Origin of the sequence: Actinomadura flavalba DSM 45200 (assembly GCF_000374305.1) — a bacterium.
In the GTDB taxonomy this organism is placed as follows: domain Bacteria; phylum Actinomycetota; class Actinomycetes; order Streptosporangiales; family Streptosporangiaceae; genus Spirillospora; species Spirillospora flavalba.
Genome location: NZ_KB894100.1, coordinates 160,775 through 172,183 on the forward strand (window position 1 = coordinate 160,775; position 11,409 = coordinate 172,183).

Annotated in this window: 11 protein-coding genes; 6 read left to right on the plus strand and 5 right to left on the minus strand. The window is 73.7% G+C overall.

Annotation, left to right across the window (positions count from 1 at the left end; genetic code table 11):
* Positions 1-22: 22 nt before the first annotated feature.
* Together C229_RS0124355 and C229_RS0124360 are read left to right on the plus strand one after the other, a co-directional pair.
* Complete coding sequence (locus tag C229_RS0124355) at positions 23-520, plus strand: DUF4234 domain-containing protein (RefSeq protein WP_018657732.1); 498 nt, start codon at positions 23-25, stop codon at positions 518-520.
* Between the two features lie 77 nt (positions 521-597).
* The gene (locus tag C229_RS0124360; protein ID WP_051109088.1) at positions 598-2,259 is read left to right on the plus strand and encodes a bifunctional 3'-5' exonuclease/DNA polymerase; all 1,662 of its coding nucleotides are present in this window, start codon (positions 598-600) and stop codon (positions 2,257-2,259) included.
* Positions 2,260-2,283: 24 nt separating this feature from the next.
* Here the strand turns inward: C229_RS0124360 and C229_RS0124365 are convergent, their stop codons facing one another.
* The 4 genes from C229_RS0124365 to C229_RS0124380 are packed head-to-tail and all read right to left on the minus strand — an operon-like array spanning position 2,284 to position 5,689.
* On the minus strand, positions 2,284-3,072 hold the full coding sequence (locus tag C229_RS0124365; RefSeq protein WP_018657734.1) for an ABC transporter ATP-binding protein: 789 nt from the start codon (positions 3,070-3,072) through the stop codon (positions 2,284-2,286).
* Between the two features lie 15 nt (positions 3,073-3,087).
* The gene (locus tag C229_RS0124370; protein ID WP_018657735.1) at positions 3,088-3,942 is read right to left on the minus strand and encodes an ABC transporter permease; all 855 of its coding nucleotides are present in this window, start codon (positions 3,940-3,942) and stop codon (positions 3,088-3,090) included.
* Complete coding sequence (locus C229_RS0124375) at positions 3,939-4,715, minus strand: ABC transporter permease (RefSeq protein WP_018657736.1); 777 nt, start codon at positions 4,713-4,715, stop codon at positions 3,939-3,941. The genes C229_RS0124370 and C229_RS0124375 overlap by 4 nt, the downstream gene beginning before the upstream one ends.
* On the minus strand, positions 4,712-5,689 hold the full coding sequence (locus tag C229_RS0124380; protein WP_018657737.1) for an ABC transporter substrate-binding protein: 978 nt from the start codon (positions 5,687-5,689) through the stop codon (positions 4,712-4,714). The genes C229_RS0124375 and C229_RS0124380 overlap by 4 nt, the downstream gene beginning before the upstream one ends.
* 475 nt (positions 5,690-6,164) lie before the next feature.
* On the opposite strand from C229_RS0124380, the gene C229_RS0124385 reads away from it, so the two are divergent.
* The 4 genes from C229_RS0124385 to C229_RS0124400 are packed head-to-tail and all read left to right on the plus strand — an operon-like array spanning position 6,165 to position 10,931.
* A complete protein-coding gene (locus tag C229_RS0124385) occupies positions 6,165-9,431 on the plus strand; it encodes a sensor histidine kinase (protein WP_018657738.1) in 3,267 nt (1,088 codons plus the stop codon).
* On the plus strand, positions 9,428-9,853 hold the full coding sequence (locus C229_RS31705; RefSeq protein ID WP_018657739.1) for a roadblock/LC7 domain-containing protein: 426 nt from the start codon (positions 9,428-9,430) through the stop codon (positions 9,851-9,853). Before C229_RS0124385 ends, C229_RS31705 begins: the two co-directional genes overlap by 4 nt.
* 27 nt (positions 9,854-9,880) lie before the next feature.
* Positions 9,881-10,300 carry a DUF742 domain-containing protein gene (locus C229_RS0124395; RefSeq protein WP_018657740.1) on the plus strand — a complete coding sequence of 140 codons (420 nt, stop codon included), beginning with the start codon at positions 9,881-9,883 and terminating at the stop codon, positions 10,298-10,300.
* A 40-nt stretch (positions 10,301-10,340) separates the two neighbouring features.
* Positions 10,341-10,931, plus strand: a complete 591-nt coding sequence (locus C229_RS0124400; RefSeq protein WP_026314132.1) for a GTP-binding protein — start codon at positions 10,341-10,343, stop codon at positions 10,929-10,931.
* Between the two features lie 51 nt (positions 10,932-10,982).
* Here the strand turns inward: C229_RS0124400 and C229_RS0124405 are convergent, their stop codons facing one another.
* On the minus strand, positions 10,983-11,363 hold the full coding sequence (locus C229_RS0124405; protein WP_018657742.1) for an STAS domain-containing protein: 381 nt from the start codon (positions 11,361-11,363) through the stop codon (positions 10,983-10,985).
* Positions 11,364-11,409 lie beyond the last annotated feature (46 nt).

Genomic DNA, 11,409 nt, shown 5'->3' on the forward strand with positions numbered 1-11,409 from the left:
CGCATCCTCACCAGGAGACACGATGGGTTACCCCCAGCAGGGGCAGCAGCAGTACCAGCAGTACCAGCAGGGCGGGGGCGTGCCCGCCCACGCGCCGCAGCACGCCCCGGCGCCGGTCGGCTCCGGCTACAACATGAAGCGCCGCAACCCCGTCGCCGCCTGGCTCGGCCTGCCGCTCATCACGTTCGGCATCTACGGCATCGTGTGGTTCTACAAGGTGCACAGCGAGCTGTTCGGCTACGACCGCCGCACTGGCGACGCCGCCACCAACGCGCTGCTGTCGCTGATCTTCGGCTTCATCACGCTCGGCATCTGGCCGCTGGTGATGTGGGTCAAGCTCGGCGGGCGCATCGCCCAGGCGCAGCGCGGCGCGGGCCTCGCCCCCACGTGCAGCGGCGGCGTCGGCTTCCTCCTCGGCCTCATCGGCTTCGGCACGCTGTACTACCAGATCCAGCTCAACAAGATCACCGACCGGTACGGCACCATCGCCCCCGGCCAGCAGGTCTCCCTGGCGGGCTGACACCTTCGCCCACGGCCCGCGCCCCGCTCCGGGGCGCGGGCCGTGTTTCTGTCGGAGGGCGGCGGCAGAATGGCGGGGTGAGGATCGCGGTGGTCGCCGACGGGGCGGGTGGCGGGCTGCTCGCACCGCTCGACGACGACGGCGCACCCGCCGGACCGGTACATGAGGCGGCCGACGTCGCGGCGGCGGTGGCGGCCGCCGAGCGCGAGCACGCCCCGCGCTGGGTGTGGGCGTCCACGGCGCGGATCTACCCGGCGCTGCTGACGGCCGGGGTGCGGGTCGCGCGCTGCCACGACCTGGAGCTCACCGAGTCGCTGCTGCTCGGCCACGCCGGACGGTACGGCGAACCGCGCTCCGTCGAGGCCGCGCACGCGCGGCTCACCGGCGCGCCCGTCCCCGACGACCCGGTCCCCGCCGCCGCGCCGCCGCCGCAGGCGTCGCTGTTCGATCCCGCGCCGCCGCCCGCCGACGACACGGCGGGCGCGCTGGAACGGGCCGTCGCCGTGCACGCCGACCAGCGGCGCCGCGCCGCCGCGCTGCCCGGATTCGCGCTGCTGACGGCGGCCGAGTCGGCGGGGGCGCTCGTCGCCGCCGAGATGACCCGGGCCGGGGTGCCCTGGTCGGTGGAGCGGCACGACGCGCTGCTCACCGAGCTGCTCGGGCCGCGTCCGTCCGGCGGGCTGCGGCCCCGCCGCCTCCAGGACCTCGCCGACCGGATCAACGCCGCGTTCGGGCCGCGCTCGGCGGTCAACCCCGACTCGCCCGCGCAGATCGTCAAGGCGCTCGCGGCGGCCGGGCACCCCGTCACCAGCACCCGCGCGCACGTGCTCAAGGGCATCGGCCATCCGGCGATCCCGCTGCTGCTGGAGTACAAGGAGCTGGCGCGGCTGCACACCGCGCACGGCTGGGCCTGGCTCGACACCTGGGTGCGCGGCGGACGGTTCCGCCCCGAGTACGTCGTCGGCGGCGTCGTGTCGGGCCGGTGGGCGACCAGCGGCGGGGGCGCGTTGCAGATCCCGCGCACGCTGCGCCGGGCCGTCGTCGCTGACCCGGGCTGGAAGCTCGTCGTCGCTGACGCCGCCCAGCTCGAACCGCGCGTGCTCGCCGCGCTCGCCCGCGACCGGCCGTTCACCGAGGCCGCCGCGCACGGCGACCTGTACGCCGCGCTGTCGGACGCGTTCCCGTCCGGCGGCACGACGTCCGCCCGCGACAAGGCCAAGATCGCGCTGCTGTCAGCGATGTACGGCGGCGGCACCGGCGAGGCCGTCGAACTGCTCGCCGTCCTGCGCCGCCGCTTCCCGGACGCGTTCGGCTTCGTCGAGGCCGCCGCCCGCGAGGGCGAACGCGGTCACCTGGTGCGCTCGCTGCTCGGCCGCACCTGCCCGCCGCCGTCGCCCGGCTGGCGCGAGCTGACCGCCACCGGCGACGCCCGCGCCGCCTCCGCCCTGCGCAGCCGGGGCCGCTTCACCCGCAATTTCGTCGTCCAGGCCACCGCCGCCGACTGGGCCCTGGCCCTCCTCGGCGGCCTGCGCCGCCGCCTGCACGCCCTCGGTGCCCCGCACCTGGTCTTCTTCCAGCACGACGAAGTGATCGTCCACACCCCGGCGGACCTGGCCGAGCAGTCCGCCCAGGCCGTCCACGCCGCCGCCGACGAGGCCCGCCACCTCCTGTTCGGCGCCACCACCGTCCGCTTCCCCATGCAGACGACCACCGTCGACTCCTACGCCGACGCCAAGTGACCGGCCCCGTGGGGATGCCGGGGATCACTCGTGGACGACGGTCTTCGTCGGGGCGGCGGCGCCTCGGACCAGGGTGCTCACCTCGGTGCGGAGGGAGACGAAGTCGGGGTGGGCGCGGGTGGTGGTCTGGTCGCGGGGGGCCGGGAGGTGGACGGGGAGTTCGGCGCGGACGCCGCCCGGGTCGCGGCCCAGGACGACGACGCGGTCGCCGACGTAGACCGACTCGTCGATGTCGTGGGTGACCAGGAGGATCGTCATGCCCTCGTCGCGGTGGACGCGCAGCACGAGATCCTCCAGGTCCTCGCGGGTCTGGGCGTCGACCGAGCCGAACGGCTCGTCCATCAGCAGCAGCGACGGACGGTACGCCAGCGCCCGCGCGATCGACACGCGCTGCTGCATCCCGCCCGAGAGCTGCCACGGGTACTTGCGGCCCGCGCCGTCCAGCCCGACCGACGTCAGCGCCTCCTCGGCGGCGGCGCGCCGCTCGGCCCGCGAGCCGCCGCGCCGGCGCAGCGGCAGCGCCACGTTGTCGCGGACGGTCAGCCACGGCAGCAGCGACCGGCTGTAGTCCTGGAAGACGACGGCCAGCTCGTCCGGCACCCCGTCGATGGCCGTGCCGTCCAGCACGACCCGCCCGCCGGTGGGCCGGACGAGCCCGGCGATGCAGCGCAGCAGCGTCGACTTGCCGCACCCGGACGGGCCGACGATGCTGACCAGCTCGCCGCGCGGCACCCGCAGGCTCATCTTCTCCAGGACGGTGTGGTCGCCGTAGGAGTGCGTCAGCCCGTCGATCTCCAGCATGTTCTCGGACATTCGTGGACTCCCGTCTCAGTCGTTACGGCGTGCGTTGTCGTGCCACGCCAGCGCACGCCGCTCCACGAGCGCGAACACCAGGTTGAACAGGCAGCCGAGCACGCCGAGCAGCACGATGCCGCCCCACATCTGCGGGATCTCGAACGCCTGCTGCGCCAGCAGGATGTGCGCGCCGATGCCCTGCCCGGCGCCGACCAGCTCGGAGATCACCATGAGGATCAGCGCGAAGCCGAGGCTGACCCGCAGCCCGGCGAAGATCTTCGGCGCGGCCGACGGCAGGATGACCCGCCGCATCCGCAGCCATCCGGTGATGCCGAACACGCGGGCCGTCTCCAGTTGGAGCCGGTCCACCGACCGCACGCCGTCGATGGTGTTGAGCAGGACGGGCCACACGACGCCGAACACGATCGTCGCGACCTGCATCTGCGTGCCGAGGTCCAGCAGCGCGAGCAGGAACGGGATGAGGGTCGGCGGCGGCACCGAGCGCAGGAAGTGCAGGACGGGTTCGACCAGGTGCCCGAGCGCACGGGAGCGTCCGATGAGCACGCCCCCGGCGACGCCGATGACACCGGCCAGCCCCCAGCCGAGGAACAGGTTGCGGAAGCTCGGCCCGAAGTCGGCGCGGGCCTTCTCGGTGAGGAACAGGTCGCCCGCCGGGCCGGAGAACCACATGTCGCGCAGCGCGGGCAGGATCGCGGACGGCGGCGGGAAGAACTCGTCGTCCACGGCGCGCGTGACCAGCTCCCACGCGATCACCAGCAGGACGAGCAGCCACACCTGCGCGATCCCCGACAGCGCCCCGAGCAGGCGCCGCCGCCCGCGCCGCGCGGGTTCGGCGGCGGGGGGACGTTCCACGGTCGCGGTGCTCACGTCGCGGCCTCCGTTCCGGCCAGGTGCCAGCGGAACGCGCGCCGTTCCAGCGCGGTCAGCACGGCGTTGACGACGAGGCCGAGCAGCCCCGCCCACACCGCGCCCGCCAGCATGTAGTCGGGCTGCCCGCCGCCGGTCTGGCTCTGGCTGAGGAAGCCGCCGACGCCGTCGGCGCCGCCCGCGATCAGCTCGGTCGACACGACCACGACGAGCCCGACGGACGCGGCGATCCGCACGCCGGTCGCGACGAACGGCGCCGAGCTGGGCAGCGAGACCCGCAGCAGCACCGCGACCTTGCCGAACCCGAAGCTGCGCAGCGTCTCCTTGGCGACCGGGTCGACGTCGCGCAGCGCGTACAGGGTGTTGATCAGGATGGGCCACGTGCAGGCGTAGAACACCAGCGCGGTCCGGCCCTGGGACTGGGAGCTGAAACTGACCAGCGCCAGCGGGATGAGCGCCAGGGCGGGAATCGGCCGCAGCACCTCGACGACGAGGCGCGCGGCGCGGTTCAGCCAGGGCGCGCTGCTCAGCACGAGCCCGAGCAGGACGGCCGCGGCGGTGGCGAGCAGCAGCCCGCCGAACCACACGCGGACCGTCTGCCCGACCTGCGCGAGGTAGGCGCCGTCGACGCTCATCTCCGCGGCGCGCCGCAGCACGGTGGAGGCGGGCGGGACGGCCTCGGCATCGACCAGACCGGTCCTGACGACCAGTTCGGCGACCGCGACCGCCCCCGCCACGCCGACCGCGCCGAGCGCGAGTCGGGAGTGCCTCATCCGGTTTCGGCCACCATGGGCTTGATGTCGAAGTCCTGCTTGAGGTACTCGAACTGCCGCATGACGTCGGCCACGCGCTGGATGCGCTTGGCGTTGGTGGACGTCGGGTAGGCGCTCAGCGTGATCGTGCTGATGACCTTCGGGTCCATCTTGGTAAAGCGCGGCATCGCGTCCTGGAGCTCGGCGCGGTCGGTGGCCAGCGCCTGGGCCTTGGCGAACGCCCGCTGGAACGCGGCGACCGTCTTGGGGTTCTTGGACGCGAACTCGTCGGTCGTCACGTAGCCGGTGATCGGGAAGTCCTTGGTCGGACCCGAGGAGAAGTCGGTGAGCAGCCGGGCGCCGAGGGACTGCTGGACGCCGGAGATGAACGGCTCGGGGACGACGATCGCGTCGACCTTGCCGGTCTTGAGAAGCTGCTCCTGGTTCGGGAACGGCGCGACGACGACGTTCTTCTCCTCGTCGATCTTCACGCCGTGCGGCTCCAGGGTGGCCCGCAGCAGCAGGCTCATCTGGTCGCCCTTGGAGTTGGTGCCGATCTTCTTGCCCGCCAGGTCGGCGGGCGTCTTGATCGGGGAGTCCTTGGGGACGAGCACGCCGTTGAGGTTCTTGGTCATGGCCGACGCCTCGGCGACGATCCGCAGCTTGGCGACGCCCTCGGACTGGGCCTTGATCGTGCCGACGTGGCCGCCGTGCGCGAAGTCGATGCTGCCGCCCTTGAGCAGCGGGAGCGCGGCGGCGAAGCCGTTGACGGTCTGGAGCTTGACGTCCAGGCCCTCGGCCTTGAAGAAGCCCTTGGTGATGGCGATCTGGACGGCGGCGCCCTCGGTGATGGGCATCGCGCCGACGTTGATGGAGGTCTTCTCCAGACCGGTGGCGGACTTCTCCTCACCGCCGCCACAGGCGGCCAGGGACACGCCCAGCACGGTGGCGAGGGTGGCGCCGAGGGTGACGCGGCGCAGGCGAGCGAACTTCATGAACGCTCCTTCGAGTGTGAGATGACGGGGGGTCATGACGGGGGGAGCCGTGCGCACAGCTTGATCGTCGGGGACTCTAGCGCAGCCACCTGTACGAATCGTCTGGTTTCCGGTTGTTTATCCGAGTGAGATGTGAACCAGACAAAACGGGACGAATAGGGCGACACCCTGTCAAATCCTGCAAAGTACTGAATGACAGTCATCAGGTTGGCCACAGGGATTACTCTGTGCTCCAATGACCCACGCCCCAGAGGCATCAGTGGTCATGGGCACCGACTGGCCGGGCTCCCCGAACACCCCGGCCCGGGCCCACTGCCGTGAGAGGTGATGGAGGGAAGTGCGACCGGCGACGGAGCGGGACCGGCCCCCGGGTCCCGATGCGGAATCCCTCCGCAAGAGCGCTGCTGAGCAGGAGCGACACCCGAAGAGAAGAGGTGGTTTCCGGCTCGCCGACCGGCGGGTCGCGACGCGGCTGGTGGCACTGATCGCCATCCCCGTGGCGGTCGCCGGCATCCTGGCCGGGCTGCGTCTGCGCGACGCCGCGACCGAGGTTCAGGTGTACACGCGCATCGAGCAGTTGGCTACGCTGAGTGACCGAACGTCGGGTCTCGTCCAGGAACTGGAGGACGAGCGGGACGTCACGGTCAGGTTCCTGAGCCTGTCCCGGAAGAAGCGCGACGACCTCTCCCAGACGCTGCGCGAGCAGTACGCCGCGACCGACCGCTCCGCCCAGAACGTCCGGGGCGCGCTCGGCGCGCTCGACCCCGCCGCGCACAACGAGCAGATCGCCGCCAAGCTCCGCGACATCGCCTACCGGCTCGACACGCTCGGCACCGTCCGGCAGCTCTCGGGCACCCGCAGCGCGTCCGCGTCGTCCACGCTGGACGTCTACGGCCAGCTCGTCGCGTCGCTGATCGGCGTCGACGACCTGGTCGCGCAGGGCAGCCCCGACCCCGGCCTCGCCGAGAGCACCCGGGCGTTCGCCGCGCTGGCCCGCGCCAAGGACCACGCCTCCCAGGAACGCGCCCGCGTCGACATGACACTGCTCGCCGGACGGTTCGCCAACCCCGCCGACCGCGAGGGGCTCCAGGCGCTGCGCTCCCAGCAGGACAGCCAGATCGCGCTGTTCCGCGCCATCGCCACGCCCGCCGAACGGCAGATCTTCGAGGACCTGGTGACCGGCCCCGAGATCGGCCAGGTCGAGCGCACCTACCAGCAGGCGCTGATCCGCTCCGGCAACGACCCGAACCTGTCGGTCCGCCCGCTGCGCCCGCGCGACTCGGTCGAGTGGAACCGCGTCGCCACCGCGCGGCTGGAGCAGATGCGCGGCGCCGAGCAGCGGCTCGCCGCCGCCATCGGCACCCGCGCCACCGAACTGAAGGACGGCGCCTGGCGCCGCGCCTTCACCGACGCGGCCGTCCTCATCGTCGGGCTGCTGCTGGCCGGGATCGCGACCGTCGTCGTCGCCCGTTCGCTGGTGCGCCCGCTGCGGCGCCTCCAGGTGGGCGCGCTGGAGGTCGCCGACAACCGGCTGCCGAGCCTGGTCGACCGGCTCCGCGACCCCGACGCCGCCAGCGGCGGCATCGAGGTCGAGCCCATCGACGTCCACTCCACCGACGAGATCGGCCAGGTGGCCCGCGCGTTCGACGAGGTCCACCGCGAGGCCGTCCGGCTCGCCGCCGACGAGGCCGTGCTGCGCGGCAACATCAACGCGATGTTCGTCAACCTGTCGCGGCGCAGCCAGACCCTCATCGAACGGCAGCTCCAGCTCATCGAGGAACTGGAGCAGAGCGAGCGCGACGAGGAGCAGCTCGCCAACCTGTTCCGCCTCGACCACCTGGCCACCCGCATGCGCCGCAACTGCGAGAACCTGCTGGTCCTCGGCGGCCAGGACCAGGTGCGCCGGTGGAACCGGCCGGTGCCGCTCATCGACATCGTCCGCGCGTCGCTGTCGGAGGTCGAGCAGTACGAGCGCGTCGCGCTGCGCGTCGCCGGTGACATGACCGTCGCCGGGCCCGTCGTCAACGACCTCGTCCACCTGCTCGCCGAGCTGGTGGAGAACGCCACCGTGTTCTCCGACGAGCGCACCAAGGTGACGATCTCCGGGCAGGCGCTCAGCGGCGGCGGGGCCATGCTCCAGATCACCGACAACGGCGTGGGCATGTCCCAGGAGGAGCTGGAGGACGCCAACTGGCGGCTCGCCAACCCGCCGGTCATCGACTTCTCGGCGGCCCGCCGCATGGGCCTGTTCGTGGTCGGGCGGCTGGCGGTCCGGCACGGCGTCCGCGTCGAGCTGCGCGCCGCGCAGGGCGGCGGGCTCACCGCGTTCGTGCTGCTGCCCGAACCGGTGATCAGCCCCGGCGACCCCGGCGGCATCGGCAGCCGCGCCTTCGGCCGCGACAGCGGCATGCACGAGGTCGTCCCGGCGCTGGCGGGCGACCCCCGCCTCAACGGCGGCCCCGCCGCCCCGCACCACGCGCCGCAGGACACCGGCGGCTTCGGCGCGTTCGGCGGCCCCGGCCAGCCGCCCCGCCCGCGCGGCACCGGGCCGCTGCCCGCGATCAGCGGCGACACCGGCCAGTTCCCCGCCCTCGGCGGCGGCGACACCGGCCAGTTCCCGGCCGTGCGCGGCGAGACCGGGCCGCTGCCCGCGCTCGGCGGCGGACGGCGGCACGCCGCCGACGGTCCGCCGCCCCGGCGCTCGGACACCGGCCAGTTCCCGGCGATCGGCGCCACCGGACGGCCTCCGGCCGAGCAGCCGGTGCCGCCCGCGCCGCCGTCCCGCCCGGCCGTGCCCCGGCACGACGGGACCGGCCCGCTGCCGGTCCAGAGCGGAGAGACCGGTCCGCCGCCCGTCCAGCGCGGGGAGACCGGACCGCTCCCGCCCCAGCGCGGGGAGACGGGGCCGCTCCCGGTCCAGCGCGGCGGGACCGGACCGATCCCCGTCCAGCGCGGGGAGACCGGCCCGATCCCGGCCGTCCGCCCGGACGCGCCGGACCGTCCGGCCCCGGGCGGCGACCTGCCCGTCCGCACGCCGGGCGCGCAGCTCCCGGGCCGCGCGTCCCGGAGCACCACGCCCGACCAGGACCTGTTCCAGCCGAGCCCGGCCCGGCGGCAGGCGGCGGACCCGACGACGACGGGGCCGCTCCCGCCCCCGTCCGAGCCGGTGCCGCCCGTGCCAGAGGGGCAGCGGCGCCCCTTCAGTTGGGACACCGGCCCGCTCCGGCCGCCGTCCGAGGACGGCGCCGCCGAGCAGCCGCCCCGGCGACCGGCTCCGCCGCCGCGGCCCGTCCGACCGCCCACGCCCCCCGCCGCGCCCCCGAGGCGCACGTCGCCGATCTTCGACGCCATGCAGTCGGAGTGGTTCCAGCGCCGGTCCGGTTCGGCGACCGACGATCCGGCGAAGGGCTGGGAGTCCCCGGCCGACGCCGGGTTCCAGGCCGCCGAGTCGCTGCGCAGCCCCGTCGAGGGCGAGCGGACGGCCGTGGGCCTGCCCAAGCGGGTTCCCGGTCGCAACCGGGTGCCCGGTGCGGTCAGCCCGCAGCCGCAGCCCCAGATTCCGGTGACGGCCGAACGACGGCCCGAAACGGAACAGGGCATATCGGCCGATACCGTACGGAACCGTTTCGCTAGCCTGCAACGCGGTGTCCAGCGTGGACGCACCGAGACACGCGGTGAGTCCGGACCCGCGGGCAACGAAGGACCGTCGCACGACGACGGAGAGACAGGAGGCTCCCGGTGAGCGGGCAGGATCTCAACTGGTTGGTGACGAACTTCGCGGACCGGGTTCCGAAGGTCGCCCACGCCGTGGTGGTGTCCTCCGACGGGCTGCCGATGGCCTACTCCGCGGGCTTCCCGCCCGAGCGGGCCGACCAGCTCTCGGCGATCGCCTCGGGGCTGATGAGCCTCACCCAGGGCGCCGCCAAGATCTTCGAGGCGGGCGGCGTCAACCAGACCGTCGTCGAGATGGACCGCGGGCTGCTGTTCGTCATGGCGATCGCCAACGGCTCGGTGTTCGCGGTCCTGGCCGCGCCCGACTGCGACCTCGGCCTGGTCGCCTACGAGATGACGCTGCTGGTCGAGCGCGTCGGGCGGGCGCTGACGCCCGCGCTGCGCGGCCAGGAGAAGCAGCCGCCCTACGGGGCCGGCGCGGCCCGGTACTGACCTGGATGATCGACGGAGGCCAGCGCGATGGATCACGGCAGTCCCTACGGGCCCGGTGCGGGCGGGCGTCCCGGCTGGCGGGACGCCCCCGGGCGGCCCGCCCCGGGCGACGGCAGTTCCCTGGTGCGTCCGTACGCGGTCACGGGCGGACGCACCAAACCGCGCTACGACCTGGCGGTCGAGGCGCTGGTCACCGCGGCGCCCTACCCGCCGCGTGACGTCGCCGTACTGACGCCCGAGTACCGGGCGATCATGGATCTGTGCCGGTCGGCGCGGTCGGTCGCGGAGGTCTCCGCGCTGCTGCGGCTGCCGCTGGGCGTGGCCCGCGTGCTGGTCGCCGACATGGCCTTGGAGGGGCTGCTGCGACTGCACCAGTCGCGCCCCGCCGGCACGCAGCCGGACGTCCGGCTGCTGGAAAGGGTGCTCAGTGGACTTCGCAAGCTCTGACCGGCCGCCGGCCGGGCCGCCCGCGGGCCAGGACGTGGAGCTGACGTCCGTCAAGATCGTGGTGGGCGGCGGGTTCGGCGTCGGCAAGACGACGTTCGTCGGCTCGGTGTCGGAGATCATGCCCCTCACCACCGAGGCCGTCATGACGGCGGCCAGCGCCGAGGTGGACGACCTGTCGGCCGTCCCCGACAAGACCACCACGACGGTCGCGATGGACTTCGGCCGCGTCTCCCTGGACCGCGAGCTGATCCTGTACCTGTTCGGCACGCCGGGCCAGCACCGGTTCTGGTTCATGTGGGACGACCTGGTGCGCGGCGCGATCGGCGCCGTCGTGCTGGTGGACACGCGCCGGCTGGCCGACTGCTTCGCGGCGGTGGACTACTTCGAGGAGCTGGGGCTGCCGTTCGTCGTCGGCGTCAACGGCTTCAACGGCGAGTTCCAGTACGCCGCCGAGGACATCCGCGAGGCGCTGTCGATCAGCGCGCACGTGCCGATCATGGAGTGCGACGCGCGCAGCCGCGAGTCGACCAAGCAGGTGCTCATCACCCTGGTGCAGCACGCGCTGACCATGCACACGGCGGGCGGCCCGCCCGCCGGGTCGGTCGGCACGGTCTCGCCGTCCTGGACGTAGCGCCGCCCGTCCGGTGCCCCGGGGTCGTGACGGCCCCGGGGCACCGGCGCGTCAGGCGGGGGCGCCGTCGGACGTCTCCTGCCCGGCCGGGGCGCGCAGCGCCTCGGCGACCGAGGCGACGACGGTCATCCGGCGGGCCAGCCCGGTGATCTCCAGGGTGCGGCGGACGAGCGGACGCGGGGACGCCAGCGTCAGGCTGCCGCCCGCGGCCTGGACCGACTTGTGACAGCCGATCAGCACCGACAGGCCGTGCGAGTCCATGAACTCCAGCCCGGCCAGGTCGACGACGAGATGCTCGCCGTGCTCGCGGCGGGCGGCGCGCAGCCGCGCGCGCAGGTCGTCGGCGACCGCGAGGTCCAGTTCGCCGCGCAGCCGCACGACCGTGCGCCCGCGCTCGGACCGTGCGGTGATCTCCAGCAGGGGTTGCGCCACGGGGTTCTCCCCTTACGTTCCGTGAGAGGCCGCCGTCACGGGCGCG